Here is a 19,211-nt window from a genome sequence, read left to right as displayed (position 1 = left end):
TGGCCGGGCCGGCTCCCGGGCTCAGGGAGTGGCGCTGACGTTGGGGCAGGCGGGCTGTCCCCCGGTGAAGAAGTACTCGTTCACCCGCTGGACGAGGTGCCCGTTGTCGGTGGAGGGGTTCGTCTGGGCCTGCTCCCCGGCGCCGAAGATCATCCCGAGCCCGTGGGCGGCGGCGACCTCACCCGGGTGGTCGAAGAAGTAGTCCAGCCGGTTGTCCTTCCAGTGCTGGGTGTAGCCGGGCAGCGACATGTTGCCCACGGGGATCTGCCACCACAGGTTGGGCAGGCCCATGCGCTCCGAGAGGGCCTTGGACCACCGGAATGCCTGCCGGAAGTTCGGGAGCGAGGCGTTGGTCGGGTCCCACCAGTGGTCGGTCCCCGTCGTCACCTGGTACCACTGGGCATCGCGGTCGCTCGTCTCCACCACGATGAAGTCTCCGGCGCCCGCGCCGCACTCGAGGAGGAAGTCGGCCACCTTGCGCGCCTCGGCCTCCACGTCGAACGTGGGGTAGCGGTTCATCATGGCGTCGATCTTCGTCCCCCACGCCGAGGCATGCAGGCTGACGCGGGCGTTGGGGGCGTACCGGCGCACCATGGAGATCATGCAGCGGCCCATGCCGGCGATGCTGTTCTCCATGCCCGAGCAGTCCGTGGGGTTGGCCGAGGCGACCGCCGCCGGGATCAGGTGGGGATTGGTGTTCACCTGCTGGGCATAGGCCCAGAAGTCCGGCTCGATGTGAAGGAAGGCAGTGGAATTCCCGATCTGCTTCAACACGAAACGCCAGTCATTGAAGTAGCGCTGCATCAAGGCGACGTCTTGCGCCTTGGCGACCTCTTGGGAGCCCTCCGCCGCGCGGCTGGCGTGAAGCATCTCGTAGTAGGTGATCATCGGGATCTGCCCGAGGAGGGAGGTCTGCGTGATGAAGTCACGCAGGTACTGGCCCGGGGGCAGCAGATCCGACTGCCAGCAGGCCCACCAGCCACACCCACTGAGATTCAAGTTGGAGCAGGACTGACCGGCGGAGGTACAGGTCTGGCACGAGGTGCACGGCTGCGCGCTGTCGAACAGGCCGCCCGCGAGATAGATGTAGCGGACGTCGAACGGTGCGAGTCCAGCCACGACGCTCTCCGTCTGCGCGCCGACGAGCACATGGTCCTTTCCGAGCGACTGGAGCAGCGGCTCGGCGAGGCAGCTCGTGGGAGGAGGCGTTCCCGCGTCCGAGCCGGTGCCCGCGTCCGGAGTACCCGCGTCGTAGCCGGTACCGCCATCGGAGCCGGTGCCCGCGTCCGGCGTGCCGGCGTCATGGCCCGTGCCGCCGTCCGAGCCTCCATCCGGCGTGCACTTCCTGCACTCCCGCTGGCGCGCCTCGGCATCGCGCGGGGTTCCACCCAGGAGGGAGAAGAACAACAAGCCGGGGAGCAGCAGCGTCAGCCAACGGGAGCGGGATGGCATGTGGCACCTCTCGGAATCCGAATCTGAATCTTTGACGTAAAACCAGACTCTCAATCCAAGAGAACGGCCACGCGTCGATCATCCCCAGGCATTTGATTTCATGTCAGGGATTGCGGTGACGATGGAAGTTTTCGCTGGAATTCCGGAATTCCCGCACCAGCGAAAGTTTGTAGGGAACGTCCCCGTGCGAGTGGTGGCCAGGAGACGTCCAGCTCCTACTTTCGGCCAGGTCCGAGCGTGTGAAGAGGAGGCCGGGGCGCCTTCATGTAGCGGGAGTCCCGCTCACGGTAGAGCACGTTGTAGGCGCAGGAGGGGACGTTGGTGCCATCCGGCTCCCGGACACCGACGGGGCAGGCGCGGATGCGATCGGTATCGAACGTCTCCTCGTCCATGTGCGCGTGGACATAGAGGGCCTTGGTGCTGGCCTCGGCGATGCGCAGCCGCTCCGCCTCCGAGAGCCCCGGCGCGAAGAGCTCCTGGGTGAGGCGCTTGAGGGCGGCGAGCACCTCGTCGCGCTCCTCGCAGTCGATCTCCCCGGCCCAGAGCCGGGTGATGAGATCCTGAAGCTTGCCTTCCAGCTCCGGACCAGGCTCCAGGTAGAGCGAGCCGCCGAAGAGGGCGCGCATGTCCGTCCAGTCCATGAAGCGGGTGAAGGGCAGCCAGCGCTCCGGCCCGAGCCGCAGCACGTAGGTGACGAGATAGCAGAGCGGGTGGGCCGCGGGAGAGGGCGCGAAGTCGCGCACGCGCAGCCGGCCCTCGGTGAGCCGCTCGATGTCCTTCAACACATCCACGGTGGTGTAGCGCGCGCCGCGGGAGAAGGCCGAGCCGCTCTGTCCGGTGAAGGTGAGGGTGTGGAGCTCCAGACTGCGGATGAAGTCCTTGGAGAGCGCGAGGTCGATGAACCGGGCTACCTCGTGGTCGTTCACCCCGCGCGCGAGCACGGGCAGGAGGGTGGTGTTGACGCCGTGCTTCTCCAGCAGGGCGAGCACGCGCATCTTGGGGCCCGCGAAGTCCCCGCCCAGCATGTCCTTGTTGGCCTGTTTCTCGAACGAGTCGAAGGAGAGGATGACGCGTGCATCCAGGCGGGCGAGCTTCTCCAGCAGCCACTCGTCCTTGAGGAAGCGCATGCCATGGGTGGAGAGGGTGATGCGGTGGATGCCCTCCTCGTGGCACAGCTCCACCAGCCTCTCGAAGGCCGGGTGTTGGGTGGGCTCGCCGCCGGTGAGATTGATGATGCGCCGCTCGGGGGCGGCCAACCGCAGGTGCTGGAGGAGGGAGCGCAGCTCGTCCTCGCTCATGTGCCAGGCGCCCGCGTTCTTGTTGTGCGTGTAGCAGATGGGGCAGTCGAGGTTGCACGCGGAGGTGATGGGCACGATGGGCAGCAGGAGCCGCTGCTCATGGCGCGTGCAGGGGCCGCAGTCGTAGGGGCAGCCCTGGGAGACGTCCTTGCGCGCGGCGGGTGCCTTCAGCTCGGGCGGGTAGGCCATCACCTGCTCGTACCAGGCGGCATCCGAGGAGATGACCACCTCCGAGGGGCCGTGCTCGGGACAGGCCTTGGTCATGACCACCTGCTCGTTGCGCCGCCACAGCTCGGCCGGGAGGGAGCGCTTGCACTTCGCGCAGAGGCTCGTCGTCGTGTGCAGCCGGGTGTCAGCCATGGGCCTGCTCCGAGTCACGGATGGGGTGGGGCCGCCGCTCGCGATCGCGCCAGAGCTTCAGCAGCCGGAGGAACTCGACGGAGGGCGCGTCCGCGGCGACGCTGAGCGGCCGGGGCTGCGCGAGGGTGATCTTCCACACCGCCTGCTTCGCCAGTTGGAGATCCTCGCGGAGGACCTGGCGCGTGAAGGCCCGGCCCACCGCGTCTCCGAAGGGAATGTGACGGAGGTAGTTGCGCAGCACGAAGACCCAGACGCGTGTGTTCTCTCCGTCCTCGGGGGTGGCGAGGAAGAGGAGTTGCTGCCGGCGCCCTCCGCCCATGTCCACGTCGAACACGGTGTTGCCCGGCATGTCGTGCCGGACGCGGATCTCCATGTCGAAGTGGGACACCGAGCCATGGAGCACCCGGGTCCAGAACGAGTACCGGTGGCGCGTGGTGACGCGGGCGGTGAAGCCGAGCTCGTCACCGCTCACGACCGGGTAGCCCCCTTCGATCACCGGGTTCTGTCCGCCGTAGGAGAGCCGGTGCACGAAGGGCACGTGCGTCACGTCGAGGATGTTCTCGACCCACCAGTCGAAGGGGAGGGCAACGGACTCCTGGATGTGGAAGGCGCGGAAGGAGGGATCCTCCAGGGCTTCGAAGCGAGGCGGAGGCGTCACGGCAGTCCCGGGCGCGCCGAGGTGCGTCCAGATGAGGCCCTGCTGTTCGATGACCTCGTAGGCGCGGGTGCCTCCGCGAGGCAGGGCGCGACCGGGAGGCTCGGAGGGCACGCCCACGCAGCGCCCGTCTCCGTCGAAGCGCCAGCCATGGAAGGGGCAGGTGATGCACCCATCGCGCACCGTGCCATGCGCGAGGTTGCCCCCCCGGTGGGGGCAGCCAGCGGCGAGCACGCGCGCCTTGCCCCCGGTGTCCCGGAACAGGGCGAGCACCTCTCCCGCGATGCGGCGCTCGAGTGGCGCCGTCCGCAGCTCCCGGCTGTCCGCTACGGGGTACCAGAAGCCTCGGAGCTGCGTGGCGGCCTCTGGCGCGGGCCGGAGAGTTTCCATACGCACTCCTGGTGAAGAGTCCCGGGCGGTATACCACTTTGGGAGTATCGGCGGGCTTTTGGCGTTCTGGCAGGATCGTACGCCATGCTCGCACCGCTTCCGCGCTCCGTGCTCGAGGAGGATCTGTACTGGGCATCCGCTCCAGACTCGGACTCCGAATTCACCCCAGAAGATCCGCTCGCTCTCGGTTACCTGTCGCAGCAGGTGGGGTACTGGCTCTTCGAGGCGTTCACCACGCGGACCAGCCGCGCGCAGAACTATGCGGTCGTGCTCTACGGGTTGGACCTCGCGGAGCGCTCCATTCGTGAACAGGGTCTCCGCGCCGACGACGAGATGCGCGAGGCGCTCTTCAATCGTTGGGAGCGCTTCTGGTCGCTCGCGGTGCTCGAGTCGCTCGACGGCCAGCTCGCCCGAGGCGATGAGAACGCCATGCGCGGAGTTCGCGGAGCGAAGCGCGCCTGGTTCAGGGGGGAAAAAGCGCTCCCGCTCGATTTCAAGCTGATCGAGCGCCAGACGGAGCTGGGGGGGCTGGGTGCCTACCTGTCCTCGCTGCGTTCCTACGGGCTGGTCTTCCCGGGCACGCTCCACCCGACGCCCGCGGCACGGGGGATCCTCGACGCCTTCTGGGACGAGCCTGGCAACCTCCGGGCGAAGAGCTATGACTCCTACGCGCTCCATGCGCTGGAGTTGTCACGAGACAAGATCGAGCGGAGGTTCGCCGGGCTCACGCTGGCCAAGGTGGGGGAGCGCAGCCGGTTGACGGCGTTGGTGGAACTGGGCCGCCGCGAGCAGCAGGAGCGGCTGTGGGCGGCGCTCTTCGAGAACGCGCGGGACTGCACACTGGCCCTGGCCGAGCGCATTCGCGCGGCGGCCCGGAAGGGGGTCACCGCACCTCGCGAGTTCCTGGAGACGGCGCTCGAGGGACGTTGGGGACCTCTGGGGGATGATCTGCGCCAGCGGCTGCTCGTGGCGCTCGCATTCGGTGACGTGTACGTCGCCCTCCAGGAGCGCTTCGATGCCATCTACCGGCATATCCACGAAGCGGGTTGGGTCGCGAAGAAGTCGGCGGTGGCGAGGAGCGTCTTCTCGCCCGAGACGTTGAAGGAGCTGGGCTCCGTGTGTACCGCGCTCCTGGCCGCGTCGCGTGCCGCGGACTTCCAGAGGCTGGAGGTGCATGGCCGGCCCTTCATCCGGCTGGTGACGCAGCTCCAGGGGGCAGGGCCCGAAGAAGCCCTGGCCGGGCTCCTGTACTACCACCGTGAAGTCCAACGGGACCGCCGGAGCGGAGGGGCCTGGATTCGCGAGGACGGCGACGAGCTCGTTCTCAGCCTCGGCTCCTATGGTGGGTTCGCGCAGGAGTCGGGGTTTCCGTCGTTGAAGATGAACGTCGTCCGCACGCTGCTGCGCGACCTGGGAAGGCTGTGACGGTGATGAAGGTATCCTCTGCATCCGCGGTGGATCGGCTCGCGCACTCCACGAGGTGTGTGGCCGCCGTGTTCACGTCCTTTACCTTTGATCCAGCCTTCTTCGAGGAGCAGGTGTTGGCGGCCGTCCTGCGGCTCACGTCCGACCCGCTCGAACAGCCCGAGCGCTTCCGCGAGGAGGGGCGTCGTGCGCTGCAGGAGGTTCCGGTTGCCTGCATCGTGGATGGGGGCATGCGTCAACCCGGGCACAGGCTGCCGTATGACCTGCTCGAGGTCCATGGCCGCACCTTCCATCCGAAGGTCTCGCTCGTCCTGTACGAGGACTTCGCCCGCTTGCAGGTGGGCTCGGGCAATCTGACCCGGGGCGGCTACGGCGCGAACACGGAGCTCTTCTTCTGCCGGGATCTGCGTTACGACCAGCCGGATGACGTGGCCGTGCTGAAGGAGGTGGACGGCTTCCTCGCCGCACTGGAGCCTCTGGTCCGCGTTCCCGGAACGCAGCTCATCCTGGTTCGAGGCGAGCTCTCACGGCGAATCGGCCAGACGCCGGTGGGGACGGCGGCCTTCCGGTTCCTCCATACGGAGCATGCCGACCCCCTGCTGCGGCAGTTCCTGGCGCTGCTGCCCGAGGGGGCACGGGCCGTGCGGGTGGGCGTGCTCGCGCCCTTCCTCGAGCGCGACGACGTCAGTGGCGCCAGCGCGGACGAGGACAGCTCGGTGCTGTTGACACTCGCCGAGCACGGAGAGGGCAAGCGCGCGTTCGACCTCGGTGTGCTCTGGGAGGAGCCACCGCAAACCGCCGCGTCCCAGGCTCCTGCGTTCTCCGAGGCACTGGGAACGTTGTGGTGCCGCAAGGAGAGCGGGCCACCTCTCTCCCTCACGTGGCTCACGCCAACGGATGCGACCGCGAAGCTGCTGCGGTTCACGGATGCGGCGGGGATCGGGCGGCAGATGGACCGTGGGTCCGCCGAGGCCCTTCGTGAGCGCGGGGAGCTGTGGCCCGTGGGGGACCTCCAGGTGTTCGCGCCCGCGGTGCTCGTCTCGACCGTGCGCTCGCGCGTCAGCGGCTTCCAACTCTGGTTGCACCCGGCCCGCCGATTGGACGGGGGCCGCCTCGTCAAGCGACCGCTGCATGCCAAGCTCCTGCTCTTCACGGTCCGCCGGGGCTCTCGTACCGAGACCTTCGTGCTGCTGGGCTCCCCCAACGCCTCGCGCAAGGCGCTGCTCGCGGAAGCCAGGAACGAGCGGAACGTGGAGGCGGCGGTTGCATTCGTGCTCGACGGGGAAGTCACACTCCAGGAGCTCGTTCCCGAGCTGGTGGCCTGCGATGCGGCACAACCGGAGCTGCGGGAGCGAACCTTCCCCGCCTCGACCCGGAACTGGGGTCTGCTCATCCAGTCCGTCTGGCATGATGCGGCCCTCCGTCAGCTCACCATCACCTGGGACCCCGCACATCCGGCGCCGCCCGGAGGATGGGCGCTCGTGTATCTCAATCGAACGCTCGCCTCTGGCGCGGAGGTGCCCCCCGGGGAAGGTGTCATCCCGGACTTCGATCTCTCGCCCGCTTCGTGCGAGGTGGTCCTTCGGGTGGAAGGAAATGAGTACTCGGTCCCCATCCTCGTGCGGGACATGGTCGCGCTGCCGGCGGATGCCGGGTTGCGCGAGCTGAGCCTGGAGGAGTTGCTGGCGTTGCTTGGCAATCGCATCGGGCGCGAGCGGTTGTCCCTCCTGCGGGCGCATCGTGGGCAGGCCGCGACGAACGCGGTCCTCTCGGCCATCTTCGGCGAGGGATTCGGTCCAACGGATGTGTTCCGCGCGTGGTGGGGCGTCCAGGAAGACCTGAGCGACGAGCGCCTGTCGCTCCAAGGATTCCGTCTCCGGCTGGAAGGGGCGCTCGGCGCTCAGCCCGTGTGGATGAAGCTGCGAGAAGCGGCTCGGGCTGGGGCCCTGGCCAGTAGCGAGGCCTGGTTCTACGGCGCCGAGCTGCGGCGCGCGCTCTCCGGCGTCTCTCCCGAAGTGCTCACGGTGGCGGAAGAGAAGCGCGGAGCGCTGGAGGCTTTCATCCGGACCCTGGACGTGGAATTGGATGAACTGGCGCCGGGTGCCGCCCAGGATCCCTGGATGGAACGGATCCGCCGCTTCTACATGGAGGGCGCATGAGGACGCGCACCTGGCTTCAGGGCTTCCTGGATCTCGGGGCCCGGAAGGAGCGGGACAACGTGCCCGCGGGAGACATCGCCCGTCAGGAGGACACGGTCCTCCAGGCCCTGGATCTGCTCGACGTGAACCCCGGCGTGGTCATCGCCGACGAAGTGGGGATGGGCAAGACGTATGAGGCGCTCGGGGTGGTCGCCGCCCATCGCCACATGAATCCGAAGAGCCGCATCGTCATCGTCACCCCGGGGCCCGACCTCAACACGAAGTGGAAGGCGGAGTTCGTTCGCTTCAGTGATCCGAAGATCACCCTGTTCGACTTTGGTGACGAGGTCTTCGCCGCCGACTCCCTGGAATCCTTCGTCACGCAGGCGAAGCGCTACCGCATCCTGTTGGTGCCGGTCTCTGTCTTCCACAGCGCGCGGGGTGGGGCGGACCAGGCCCACCTGCTTTCGCTGTATTTCTGGTGGCGCCGCAAGCAGGGCCAGGAGCTTCACGGGCAGACCATCAACGCCATCTTCAAACGCTTCCGCGAGGGGCGGTTGTCCCAGATGGATGTGGAGGATGCGCTCTTCCTGGATCATTACGGGCTCGAGCAGCTCGAGCCCCACCTCGACGAGGCCTTTCGCCGGGGGCGGCGAGGGGACGCGCACGAAGGCCTGGACGATCTCTTCCGGGCACAGGGATACGAGGCATTCTCGAGCGAGGACGCCGTGCGGCGGGCCATAGACCTGGCCCGCTTCCGGCTGGTGCGGGCGCTGTTGCCGGACTTCGACCTGATGGTGGTCGACGAGGCCCACAAGCTCAAGAACGCGCACACGCTGCGCTCGCAGGCGATCTCCACGGTCTTCCGCCGCAAGTACGCCAAGACACTCTTCCTCACGGCAACGCCCTTCCAACTGAGCATCGAGGAGCTGAACCAGGTCTTCGTCACCTTCTCGCAAGCGAAGGGAGCGCCGGATGATCTGATGGCGCAGGTGGACGCGTTCTTCGCCGACATCCGCGAGTACCAGGCGGCATACGACGCGCTGTACCGGGCCTGGGCGGGGCTGGACGAGGCCGCCGCGGTGGAGTTCGCCGCGCTGTTCGCCATGGATGAGTCCCTGGAGAAGGACATCGCGGACCCGGGACTGCGGGCGGTGGCCTCGGCGGTGAAGGAGGTGCGGCGGCTCAAGCAGGAGAAGATCGAGCCCGGCTTCCGGCGGTGGATGATCCGCAGCCTGCGCGAGGAGAAACGCCAGTACCGCCGGGGAAGGCCGGAGCGGCTCGTGCCCAGGGGAGCAGGGGCGCTTCCGTTCCTCATCTACGAGCGTTTCATCGCCGAGCTCTTCCGTCAGGGGGAGGGGACGCACAAGGCCGCGGTGCAGATCAACATGGTGTCCTCCTACCAGGCCGCCGAAAAGGGGGAGTTGCTGGCGCGGGGTGAGGGCGAGGTCTCCGCGGAAGCCGAGCCCTACCGCAAATTGCTCCGGTCCATTCTCCAGGTGTTGCCGAGGGATGGGCGCAATCACCCCAAGCTGGACTTCGTCCTCCGGGATGCGCTCGATGCCGCCATCGCCGGAGAGAAGACGCTCATCTTCTGCGCTCGGGTGGCCACCCTGACGCAGATGGCGCATGCGCTCGAGGGGATGTGGGAGCAGCGCATGCTCGAGTTGTGGAGGCGCGCCTTTCCAGAGGCACGGCACGAGGACATCTTCGACGAGATGCACGCGGATGAGCAGCGCTCCCGCGGGCGCCACTCCCGGCTCCAGGCGCGGTTCCACCGGCCCCAGGAGGTGCTGTACCTCGCGCTGCGCGAGCGCTATCTCCGCTCATTGGTTCCGGTGGAAGCCCACGCGCTCGAGCACCTGTCCGAGGTGGTCCGCGCCGCCAATGTGCTTCTCGCGGAGGCGCGGGTCGGGTTGACGAGCTCCAAGCGTCACGATTGGAAGCTGATCAAACGGTGTGTCGAGAGCGCCGCGGCTGCTCATTGGCGTGACCATTCCTCCGAGGCCTCCGTCGCGCATGCCGGGCCGTTGAAGGCGCTGTGTGATCCGAATTTCATCCCCTACGGGTTGGACCTCGCGGCGGACGAGCTGGAGGATGACGACCAGGGAGAGCACACGCCCTCCTGGCGCATCAGCGAGGCCCAGGCGCGGCAGGTGCTCGCTGAACGCCCGCACCTGTGGGACCACCTCTCCGGAGAGCTGGCACAGCTCGACGTGGATCTCCGCGTGGAGGTGGTGGAGCGGCTGGCTCGCTATCTCACCTTCAAGGATGTCCCCTTCCTGGCGGATGTCCTGGCGGCGGCCCGTGCCCAGGGACTCGACGTGGGGGAGGTGGATCCCCCACGGCTGCTGGAGTTCGTGGACGGCTTCTGGACCGGGCACGAGGATGGGCGGCGCTGGCTCGACAGGCTCCGCGCGTTCCTCGCCTACTTCGTGGGACGCAACGAGCAGCAGAAGCGGGACATCCTCGCCGGCCCCATCAAGACAGGCGATCTGGTGCGCCAGACGAAGGACGGGGAGAGCCGGGAGCGTCTACGCGAGGCGTTCAACACGCCCCTCCATCCCATGGTCCTCATTGCCAACGAGGTGATGCAGGAGGGGCTGGATCTGCACCGCAACTGCCGGCGGATCGTTCACCATGATCTGGCGTGGAACCCGGCACAGCTCGAGCAGCGTGTCGGCCGCATCGACCGGCTGGGCTCGCTCACCTTCCGGCTCCGGGAGCGGGATCGCAGCGCCACGCTCGATGTCCTCTACCCGCTGATTCGCAATACCATCGACGAACGGCTCTACCGGGTGGTGAAGGAGCGCGAGAAGTGGTTGGAGTTCCTCCTCGGAGCGCCTCCAAGCTTCGCCGAGTATGCCGAGGAGGGCGCGTGCGCGGCGGATCTGCCTCCCTCGCTGGCTCAGACGCTCGCCATCAGCTTGCGGCCGCCGGCGCGATGAGCTGCCGGAGCAGCAGTTCCGCTCCGAAGAGGAGGCCCAGCGCTTCCAGCGCGTGGAAGACGCGGACGGCCCAAGCCCCTGGGAATAGTCCTCTCATGGGCCCCCAGGCCTCGTGCATCACGTTGACATTGAGCACCGGTGGCGTGGCCAGGATGCTCACGGTGAACGTGACCAGGACGATCGCCCACGCGGCCTTCCAGGTTCGCGGCGGGAGTCCCGTGCCGCGCAAGGCGCTCCATCCCGCCACCAGCGGGAGGAGGTGCACCAGCCAGGATGTCGGTGACGGCCGCTCTCCGAAGAGGACGTCGATCAGGAAGGCCGGCATTCCCATGCCGACGTGGATCAGGAAGCCCACCGCCACCAGCCACCGCACCGAGGTCAGCAATCCCATCGCGAGCAACACGGAGGCCACGTGGCACACCCACAACATCTCCGGGAGCCGTGCCTGTCCCTTGGTCGCGGCATGGAGCACCAGCGCGGCCAGCAGCGCGAGGCCGAGGCCCCGCCGCATCACAACCCTCCGTTGACGGCCAGCACGGCGCCCGTCATGTACGTGTTGTGCAGGGCCAGCCAGAGGATGGCACGCGAAACCTCGGTGGCGTTGCCCCGGCGGCCGTACGCGCTGAACTTGCGGAAGTCTTCTCCCAGCCGCGCGTCGACGCTCTGCGAGACACCGCCTTCCAGGAGGCCCGGCGTGACGAGGTTCACGCGAATCCCCCTGGGCCCCAGCTCCTTCGACAGCGCGCGTACCATGGCGCAGAGCGCTCCCTGGGTGGCGGCGAAGTGGGCGGGGACGGGCATCGGCCGGCTCCCGTCGTAGGACGCGGTGAGCACGATGTCCCCACCGCCTCGTGCCGCCATGGGTCCCGCGAGCGACTGGATGGCCAGGAACGCCGAGCGCACGTTGATGGCGTGCAGCGCCTCCCAGTCCTCCTCCGAGATATCCCCGAGCGCCCGGTCCTGTCCCACGCCCAGGCAGTGCACCACCACGTCGGGCGTACGGCCCTCGGACTCCAGCGAGGCGCAGAGCCGGCGGATGGCTCCCGCGTCCCGCGCGTCCAGCGCGTGCCCCCGCTGTTTCAGCTCGGACTCCAGGGCCCGGGCGCGCTCGGCGGAGGTGTTCCAGGTGAACTCAGCCGGCACGTCCGCCTCGGCCAGCCCGCGCAGCACCGCGCTCCCGAGATACCCCGTTCCGCCAAACACCAAAGCCCGTCTCACGCTGCCTCCTCGAGGCCCAGCTCGTACTTCAGCGAGGGCTGTTGCCGCACCCGCCAGATCCTCTGGTCCAGGTAGTAGTGGTGGAAGAAGACGCCCCAATACAGGGCGAGGAAGAGCTGACCCACCGCGCTCGCCTCGGGGAAGATCGAGCCCACCGGAGAGGCTCCCCGGACCGAGTTGAGCAGCAGGTAGAGCAGCGACACTGCCACCATGAGGCCATAGGCGGCCACGGGGGCGCGGCCGATCATCGCCGCGAAGGAGCGCTCCTCGTGCCGCGAGAACCGGCGGCGGTTCGCGGCCACCACGATGCCCAGGTACTGGATGCTGTGCATCACCCCGCCCACCATGGCCGCCGCCATGAACATGTGCTCGGGCGTCTGGGGCCCCTGGACGAGCGGTTCGAACGGGCCGATGACGAAGAAGGGGACGATCGCCGAGCCGAACGCGGCGCAGAGGAGGAAGAGCGAGGGGCGCCCGCTTCGGCCCCGGCGCATGCGCACGGCCGCGAAGCCGAGCCACGCCAGCGACAGCAGCACCAGGGCCACGCCGCCGCCCACCAGGACCGCTCTCCCGATGGCGGGCAGCTCCTCGGGGAGCCCCAGGATGATGCGGTTCTGGGGATGTCCCAGGAGGAACAGCCCGAACGCGGCCCACAGCGAGACGTACAGGAACCGGGAGTCGATCTTCCGCTCCAGGGGCGAGGCCCGCGCGAAGCTCTCGTAGAGGGACAGCAGGCCGTAGTTCTGCCGGACCGCGTGGTGGAAGGACCAGAGGGTGGCGAAGCCGAGGAAGAGATCGAACGCGGCGCGCTCGCCGGTGAGCCGCAGCAGGCCCCACGCCACGAGCCCCGGCACGAAGAAGAGGAGGCTGCCCACCAGCAGCCGGGCCCGCTCCTTCCGCTCTCGCGTGTCCAGGTACGTCCGGCCGAACGTGGCCAGCAGGTGAGGCCCGTCAAGTAACAGCAGCCACGCGGCCCACAAGGGCAACAGGAGCACGGGCCACGCGAGCACGGCCAGGCCCGCGGCCCCGGCGAGCAGACTGCTCCCGAAGAAGAAGAAGCCATCGAAGCGACGGCCGCCGATCCACCCGGTCTCCGTTACCGAAGCTCGCATAGGTACTCCACCGCGTCCCGGCAGGCGTGCACGAACGCCGCGAGCCGTTCGCTCCCCGTGTCCAACGGGGGCTGTAACCTCAGGACGCTCCAGTCGTGGCCACACACGTTGACGAGGAAGCCGGCCCTGTAGAGCCGGTGGCAGGCGAGCAGTCCCACCGCCGAGCGCTCGCTGTACTCGGGCATGCCCAGGTACTCGAAGGTGAGCGCGGGGTGGTCGGCGGCCCGGAGCGCTACCCCGGCCAGCAGGCCCTCTCCGCGGATCTCCTCGACGAGTGGCAGCCCCGCGAGCGCCTCCCGGAGCGCGCGGTGCAGCTCCGCCCCCCGCTCGCGCACCCGCTGGAGCGCGTCATCGGTGAGCAGGTCCAGGAAGGCGAGAGAGGCGACACAGGCCAGGGCGTTCCCGCTGAAGGTGGAGGCATGGGACTCGGCAGTGGCGTGGGTGCCGTAGGCGCGATCGAAGACGTCCGCGCGCGTCAGCATGGCCGACACCGGCATCAGCCCGCCCCCGAGTGCCTTGCCGAGCACCACCACGTCCGGCCGCCGGGGCCAGGCATCGCTCGCGAGGAAGCGGCCGGTGCGCCCCAGCCCGGTCTGGATCTCATCGGCCACCAGGAGCACGCCGCGCCGCCGGGTCTCCTCGCAGAGGACGCGGACGTACTCGGGTGGGAGGACGCGGACGCCTCCTTCGATCTGGATGGGCTCGACGACGAAGGCGGCCACGTCCGGCGACGCGAGCGCGGCCTCCAGGGCGGCGAGATCGCCGAAGGGCAGCCGGTCCACGGCCGGCAGGTAGGGGCCGAAGGCATCCCGGTACGTGCCCGGGTGCATCATCGACACGCCGCCCATGGTGTAGCCGTGGTAGCCCCGCTCCAGGCAGAGGATGCGTGGCCGGCGGGTCGCCGCGCGCGCGAGCTTGAGCGCGGCCTCCACGGCCTCGCTGCCGCCGCTGACGAAGAAGGCCCGGTCCAGGGCGCCCCCGGTGCGCTCGGACAACCGGGCCGCCAGCATCCCGGCGTACGGGCTGATGACGGACGTGAAGTACGAGGGGGAGTCTCCAGCGAGGAACTCCCGCATCGCCTGGCCGACGTACGGGTTGCGGTGTCCGAAGGCCTGCGTCCCCCAGCCCGACAGGAAGTCCTCCACCTCGCGGCCCTCGGAGTCCACGAGCCGCCCGTCGCGGACCGCCACCACCCGGTAGGGCTCGTTGGTGATCTCCGCGCGGGTGACGCTGAGCGGATTCACATGGCGGCGGAACAGCTCGTACCCCTCGAGGAGGGAAGGGCGGGCGGCGCTCATAGCCCACCATCGAGCGAGATCTTCGCGCCCGTCATGAAGGTGTTCTGGGGTGACACGAGCCAGGTGGCGAAGGCGGCGACCTCCTCCATCGTCCCCACCCGCCCGAGCGAGGCCTGTCCCTTGTATTCGGCGATCCGGTGCTGCGGCAGCCGGCTGGCGAGGCCTCCATTCAACAGGCCCGGCGCCAGGTAGTTCACGGCGATCCCGTACTTGCCGACCTCGGCGGCGAGGGACTCGGAGAAGCCCTTGAGGGCCGCCTTGGAGGCGGCGTAGTGGACGGGGCTGCTCACGACGCGGTCGGTGGAGAACGAGCCGATGTTGAGGATGTGCCCGCCGCGGGCGCGGAGCATCGGCTTGAGGGCGGCGCGGCTGAAGAGGTAGGCCCCCTTCACGTTGACGGCCATGACGGCGTCCCAGTCCGCCTCGTCCATCAGGGCGATGGGTAGGACCTGGGTGATGCCGGCGTTGTTGACGAGCACGTCCAGTCCGCCCCAGGCCGAGCCGACGGCATCCACCGTGGCCGCCGCGTGCTTCCCGTCCGTGACCGAGCCCTGGAATACCAGTGGCTCACAACCCTCGCTCTGGAGGAGCCGCCGCGTCTCCTCCGCGTCCTCGGTGCGTTTGGAGAAGGTGAAGGCGACCTTCGCGCCCGCGCGGGCGAACGCCAGGCAGAACGCCCGGCCGAGGTTGCGCGAGCCACCTGTGATGAGGCAGCGCCGTCCTTCGAGCAGGCGGGCAGGGGAGGGGGAAGGGGAGGTCACGAATCGCTCGGAGCAGGAGTGCCGGGTCCGGAACGATAGATCAACCAGCCATGGCCTACGGTTGAAGGCTTGCCCGCTCTTTCGAGGGCTCCGCTCGCGGGACGGATATCGTGCCTACATTTGATTGCATGCTCGACCGGAGTGGGTACTATGCATGCATCTGCCTACCCGAACCCAATGTTACAGCATGGCTGTATATTTTTAAAACAAACTCAAGCAATTATATGTAATTACATATGTGGAATTGCGTGCAATTATATGCATCGAGCCCAAAGACACGCAATCAAATTGCATGTATTTGTATTGATATGCGCAATTGATTTCATGTATTGATAGTTGCAATCAATTGCACTGGCATTGGTTTTGCTTGCGTGTTTTTTTGTTTGTGTTTGTATGTCGTTGCTTGTGTTGATGTCTTTGTTTTGCAATGAAATACATACATGCTCCATCGGGCCGCCCGCCACGGAGCGGGCGGCCGGGAGACGGATCAGCGCGAGCGCCGGCTCAGCCGCAGCCACACCGCGTCGGGCCGGAGCGTCGTGCTGATGCGCCGCTTGGTCTCGCGCCCGGGAATGGGCTCGAAGTCGAAGCGTGACAGGGCCCAGGCCAGGGCGAACTGCGCCTCCAGGAGCGCGAGCTCACGCCCGATGCACAACCGCTGGCCCACGCCGAAGGGGAACCACGCCAGCGGGTGCCGCCCCTTCGAGCGCTCGGGCGAGAACCGCGAGGGATCGAACTCGTCGGGCGCGTCCCAGAAGTCCGGATGACGGTGGATGACACACGCCATGACTCCGACCATCGCGCCCGCGGGGATCCGGAACCCGTCGATGACATCGTCCTCGACGGCGTTGCGCATGATCCAGTACGACGGGGGGTACAGGCGCAGCGCCTCCTGGAACACCGAGAGTGTCTGGGGGAGCCGAGGGACATGGGATAGGCTGAGAGGCCCTTGTCCCACGGCGGTGTCGATCTCCCCCTGGATGCGCTTCATGAGCTCCGGACGGCGGCTCAGGGACTCGAACGAGAAGGCCAGCGACATGGCGGTGGACTCGTACCCGGCCACCACGAGGGACACGACCTCGTCACGCACCTGCTGGTCGGTCATGCGCTCACCCGTCTCCGCATCGACAGAGTCGAGCAGCATCCCGAGGATGTCCCCCCCGCCACTGGGCTCCTGGGTGTTGCGCCGCCGCTGCATGATGCCGAAGAGGATGTCGTCGATGGCCCGTACCTCCTCCTCGAAGCGCCGCCGGCCCGGCGCCGGCAGCCAGCCCGGCAGCGAGCGGAGGACCATGCCACGCACCATGTAATCCAACGAGTAGGCCAGCGCGGAGCTGATCCGTTCGGACTCCGACCGTGAGATGTCCCCGCCGAGGATGGCCTTGACCACCACCTTCAGCGTCACGTGATTGAGGGCACTGGCGACGTTGAAGGGCTCCCCCGTCTCGGCGGCCTTCTCCCACGGCTGCATGGTCTCGCCGATGGCCTGGAGCATGAGGTCGGCCATGGCGTTGATGCGCTCCCTGTGGAACTGAGGCTGCATCATGCGGCGCTGGCGCAGCCAGAAGTCCCCCTCGCTGGAGGGGAGCCCGTTGCCGGTGAGTCCCCGGATGGTGTCCCACAGCGGGCCACCCTTGCCGTAGTTGCGCGCGTTGTCGCGCAGCACGTACTGGGCGTGGCGAGGGTGGTTGAGGGCGATGATTCGTGTCAGGCCGAGATCGATGGTGTAGACGTCTCCATGCTTCCGCGGAGCGGAGAGGAAGAATCCGAGCGGATCCCTGAGGAGGGCGGGCAGTGAGCCCACCAGGGGCAGCCCCGCGCGTGGAGGAAGAGGGGGCACGGTTCCTGCGGAATTGCCGACCTCGGAAGGAGCCGCCTGTGGGCGTGCGGAATTCATGGGGGGGACTCCAGGGCAAGTCGTGGGGGGGAGCTCATGAGTACCACGGCCGACTGTGGGTTGCCTATACGCGGCGTGGAACGTGAGAGGTAAGCGAGCAAGGAGCTACGTGGGGGGCCTTCCGGTCCGGCTGCTCGAAGCGAAGGGCCTCCTCGTGGTAATAGCCACCAGAGGTGTGGAGGCCATATGCGAGTAGTCGCCAACATCGGACCGGCGGAAGACAAAGACGGCGGACAGCTGAAAGCGTACATCGATCAGCTGAAACAGGAAGTGCGGGATCTGGGCAAATTGGATGGGGTGATCTCCCCGTCGATCTACGACACGGCCCAGCTTCTCCGGTTCGAGCCCCCGGCCAATCCGGATGATGTCGAGAAGCTCGTGGATTGGCTTCTGCGGCAGCAGCAGCCGGATGGAGGTTGGGGCGGTGAGGAGGGAAGTGACAGCCTGCCCCGTCATGTCCCCACGCTCGCCGCGGTTCTCGCCCTCCACGAGAAGGCTCCCGAGAGCAGGAAGGCGCAAGCGCAGGCCGCGGTGAGCAGAGGCATCGGCTTCTTGCGCTGGACCGCCAAGGTGTGGAGGAGGGACAGCGCGGGCTCCCTCCCTGATGACATCCCCGTCGCGGCCGAGCTCACGCTGCCGCTGTTGCTGTCCGACAAGACAACGCAGCGACTCCTCAAGATGCTGCCGAGGCGCTCCAGGCGACTTCGGGCTCTCCTCAAGCCAGTTCGGAGGCTCCTCGGGAGGTCTCGAGGGCCCTTCAAGATGCCCCAGCGGCCCCTGGTATCCCAGAGGAACTTCAATGCCGTGCATGCCCTGGGCGCCAGGCGCAAGCGGCTCATCACGGGGATGCTCTACATGGCATCCAGGTCCTCGGAAGGCCGGGCGCCCATGCATACCTGGGAGGCCTGGGACAAGAAGGCGGGGCTGTCGTTCTGGCTTGCCCGCAGCCTGATGCCCTGGCCCATCGGTTTGGGAGCCCGGGCCATGAGCCTGGGCCTCTGGCCCGCCAAGCTGGGGCTCTGGCCCGTCAAGATGGGGCTCTGGTTGTATTTGAAGAAGAGGGGCCCCATGCCAGGCGTGGAGGGCATGGATGCCATGGACGTCATGGATGGCTCGGGAGGGATTGGTCACAGTCCTGTCGCCACCGCCGTCTGGCTCAGGGCGCTGCGGGAGCTCAAGAATCGCAAGCTCTTGTGGAGGCTCTTGGACAAGCAGCGGTTCCAGAGGTTGGAACAGTCCGCGACGGATTTCCTGGAGAGGTCCTCGAAAGCCACCCTCACGAGCATTCCGGGTGCGGTCCCCACGGTCTGGCCCATCAACCGTTTCGAGCAGACGTGGGCCCTCTTTGGCCTGTACGTGATGGGACTGCTGAAAGAAGGGCCGGTGATGGAGGCGGCACGTCCGCAGCTCGATGAGTTGCGTCAGGTCCTGAACAAGAACAAGGGCCTCGGCATGAGTGACCACTTCGTCTGTGATGGTGACATCACCGCCACGACCGTCTCCCTGATGGTCGACACGGGCCGTTCCCACCCCCTGGACAGGGTCATCCTGGACCGCTTCATGCGGGGCCAGCACTTCATCACCTATGATTACGAGTTGCAGCCTTCCGTGACGACCACGGCCCACGCGACGCTGGCGTTCGCGCTCGTCGGACGGGATACCTCGCATCTGGTCGGGCTGCTCCTGGGATGGCAGGACCCCGAGGGCTACTGGCGAGGGGACAAGTGGCACAAGTCCTGGCTCTACACCACCGCGCAGGTGATGATCGCGCTGGCCTGGGCCGAGAAGAAGCGGTTGCTGCGGGCGGATGGCCAGGACGCGCTGCGCAGGGGACTCAAGGCCCTGCTCGATGCGCAACACCCGGGCGGTGGGTGGGGGTTCACCCGCGTTTCCACGCTCGCGGAGACGGCCTATGCCGTCCAGGCGCTGTACGCACTCAAGGACCTGCCTCTCTTCGACACCGTCAAGGAGACGGTCGGCAAGGAGGACATCAAGACGGCCTTGCGAAGAGCTGCCCGTTGGATGACCGCCCAGGAGGCCCATGAGGCGGACCTGCGGCGGGCTTCCGGCGAGAAGTACTCGATCCACAAAGAGAAGTACTGGATTGGCAAGGAGCTGTACTGCCCCTACCGGGTGGACCGGGTCTTCGAGCTGAGTGCCCTGGTCGCCCTGCAGTCCGATCCCGAGCTTCGTTCCACTCCGTGAGTCGTCCCACTCCCGCCCCCGAGTCCCGCTCGGGGGTCCCTCCCTCCAATTCGT

At 67.6% G+C, this 19,211-nt stretch carries 13 protein-coding genes; 4 read left to right on the top strand and 9 right to left on the bottom strand.

The genetic code is table 11. The annotated features are described in order from the left end of the window. Positions 1-21: 21 nt before the first annotated feature. The 3 genes from NR810_RS00135 to NR810_RS00125 form a co-directional block, all read right to left on the bottom strand. The gene (locus tag NR810_RS00135; protein ID WP_257445917.1) at positions 22-1,452 is read right to left on the bottom strand and encodes a hypothetical protein; all 1,431 of its coding nucleotides are present in this window, start codon (positions 1,450-1,452) and stop codon (positions 22-24) included. A 215-nt stretch (positions 1,453-1,667) separates the two neighbouring features. Then, positions 1,668-3,110, bottom strand: a complete 1,443-nt coding sequence (locus NR810_RS00130; protein WP_257445914.1) for a radical SAM protein — start codon at positions 3,108-3,110, stop codon at positions 1,668-1,670. Continuing rightward, positions 3,103-4,155 carry an aromatic ring-hydroxylating oxygenase subunit alpha gene (locus tag NR810_RS00125; protein WP_257445911.1) on the bottom strand — a complete coding sequence of 351 codons (1,053 nt, stop codon included), beginning with the start codon at positions 4,153-4,155 and terminating at the stop codon, positions 3,103-3,105. The genes NR810_RS00130 and NR810_RS00125 overlap by 8 nt, the downstream gene beginning before the upstream one ends. 84 nt (positions 4,156-4,239) lie before the next feature. Here NR810_RS00125 and NR810_RS00120 point away from each other — a divergent pair, with 84 nt between their 5' ends. From NR810_RS00120 to NR810_RS00110, 3 genes are all read left to right on the top strand, one after another. After that, entirely contained in the window at positions 4,240-5,580 is a 1,341-nt protein-coding gene (locus NR810_RS00120; protein WP_257445909.1) for a hypothetical protein, read from the top strand. A gap of 68 nt (positions 5,581-5,648) precedes the next feature. Then, entirely contained in the window at positions 5,649-7,739 is a 2,091-nt protein-coding gene (locus tag NR810_RS00115; protein WP_257445907.1) for a phospholipase D-like domain-containing protein, read from the top strand. Continuing rightward, a complete protein-coding gene (locus NR810_RS00110; protein ID WP_257445905.1) occupies positions 7,736-10,666 on the top strand; it encodes a helicase-related protein in 2,931 nt (976 codons plus the stop codon). Before NR810_RS00115 ends, NR810_RS00110 begins: the two co-directional genes overlap by 4 nt. Here the strand turns inward: NR810_RS00110 and NR810_RS00105 are convergent. The 6 genes from NR810_RS00105 to NR810_RS00080 all read right to left on the bottom strand — a co-directional run bounded on the left by NR810_RS00105 (position 10,641) and on the right by NR810_RS00080 (position 16,952). After that, a complete protein-coding gene (locus NR810_RS00105) occupies positions 10,641-11,177 on the bottom strand; it encodes a hypothetical protein (protein ID WP_257445902.1) in 537 nt (178 codons plus the stop codon). The genes NR810_RS00110 and NR810_RS00105 overlap by 26 nt on opposite strands. Then, positions 11,177-11,884, bottom strand: a complete 708-nt coding sequence (locus NR810_RS00100) for an SDR family NAD(P)-dependent oxidoreductase (RefSeq protein ID WP_257445898.1) — start codon at positions 11,882-11,884, stop codon at positions 11,177-11,179. The genes NR810_RS00105 and NR810_RS00100 overlap by 1 nt, the downstream gene beginning before the upstream one ends. Continuing rightward, positions 11,881-12,996 (bottom strand): hypothetical protein, encoded by a 1,116-nt coding sequence (locus NR810_RS00095; RefSeq protein ID WP_257445895.1) that lies wholly within the window; start codon positions 12,994-12,996, stop codon positions 11,881-11,883. The genes NR810_RS00100 and NR810_RS00095 overlap by 4 nt, the downstream gene beginning before the upstream one ends. Beyond that, positions 12,981-14,294: an aspartate aminotransferase family protein gene (locus NR810_RS00090; protein ID WP_257445892.1), complete on the bottom strand. Its 1,314-nt coding sequence runs from the start codon at positions 14,292-14,294 to the stop codon at positions 12,981-12,983. The genes NR810_RS00095 and NR810_RS00090 overlap by 16 nt, the downstream gene beginning before the upstream one ends. Continuing rightward, positions 14,291-15,055 carry an SDR family NAD(P)-dependent oxidoreductase gene (locus NR810_RS00085; protein WP_257445889.1) on the bottom strand — a complete coding sequence of 255 codons (765 nt, stop codon included), beginning with the start codon at positions 15,053-15,055 and terminating at the stop codon, positions 14,291-14,293. Before NR810_RS00085 ends, NR810_RS00090 begins: the two co-directional genes overlap by 4 nt. Before the next feature lie 487 nt (positions 15,056-15,542). After that, positions 15,543-16,952: a cytochrome P450 gene (locus tag NR810_RS00080; RefSeq protein WP_257445886.1), complete on the bottom strand. Its 1,410-nt coding sequence runs from the start codon at positions 16,950-16,952 to the stop codon at positions 15,543-15,545. A 186-nt stretch (positions 16,953-17,138) separates the two neighbouring features. On the opposite strand from NR810_RS00080, the gene NR810_RS00075 reads away from it, so the two are divergent. After that, complete coding sequence (locus NR810_RS00075; protein ID WP_257445872.1) at positions 17,139-19,157, top strand: prenyltransferase/squalene oxidase repeat-containing protein; 2,019 nt, start codon at positions 17,139-17,141, stop codon at positions 19,155-19,157. The last annotated feature ends 54 nt before the right edge of the window (positions 19,158-19,211 follow it).

Source organism: Archangium lipolyticum, from assembly GCF_024623785.1.
Taxonomy (GTDB): Bacteria; Myxococcota; Myxococcia; order Myxococcales; family Myxococcaceae; genus Archangium; species Archangium lipolyticum.
This window is presented reverse-complemented; position numbering and strand designations above follow the sequence as displayed.

What these genes read in the sequence shown, in the direction of transcription:
- NR810_RS00135 (WP_257445917.1), bottom strand. Translation starts at nt 1,452, where the DNA reads ATGCCATCCCGCTCCCGTTGGCTGACGCTGCTGCTCCCCGGCTTGTTG.
- NR810_RS00130 (WP_257445914.1), bottom strand. Translation starts at nt 3,110, where the DNA reads ATGGCTGACACCCGGCTGCACACGACGACGAGCCTCTGCGCGAAGTGC.
- NR810_RS00125 (WP_257445911.1), bottom strand. Translation starts at nt 4,155, where the DNA reads ATGGAAACTCTCCGGCCCGCGCCAGAGGCCGCCACGCAGCTCCGAGGC.
- NR810_RS00120 (WP_257445909.1), top strand. Translation starts at nt 4,240, where the DNA reads ATGCTCGCACCGCTTCCGCGCTCCGTGCTCGAGGAGGATCTGTACTGG.
- NR810_RS00110 (WP_257445905.1), top strand. Translation starts at nt 7,736, where the DNA reads ATGAGGACGCGCACCTGGCTTCAGGGCTTCCTGGATCTCGGGGCCCGG.
- NR810_RS00105 (WP_257445902.1), bottom strand. Translation starts at nt 11,177, where the DNA reads ATGCGGCGGGGCCTCGGCCTCGCGCTGCTGGCCGCGCTGGTGCTCCAT.
- NR810_RS00095 (WP_257445895.1), bottom strand. Translation starts at nt 12,996, where the DNA reads ATGCGAGCTTCGGTAACGGAGACCGGGTGGATCGGCGGCCGTCGCTTC.
- NR810_RS00090 (WP_257445892.1), bottom strand. Translation starts at nt 14,294, where the DNA reads ATGAGCGCCGCCCGCCCTTCCCTCCTCGAGGGGTACGAGCTGTTCCGC.
- NR810_RS00080 (WP_257445886.1), bottom strand. Translation starts at nt 16,952, where the DNA reads ATGAATTCCGCACGCCCACAGGCGGCTCCTTCCGAGGTCGGCAATTCC.
- NR810_RS00075 (WP_257445872.1), top strand. Translation starts at nt 17,139, where the DNA reads ATGCGAGTAGTCGCCAACATCGGACCGGCGGAAGACAAAGACGGCGGA.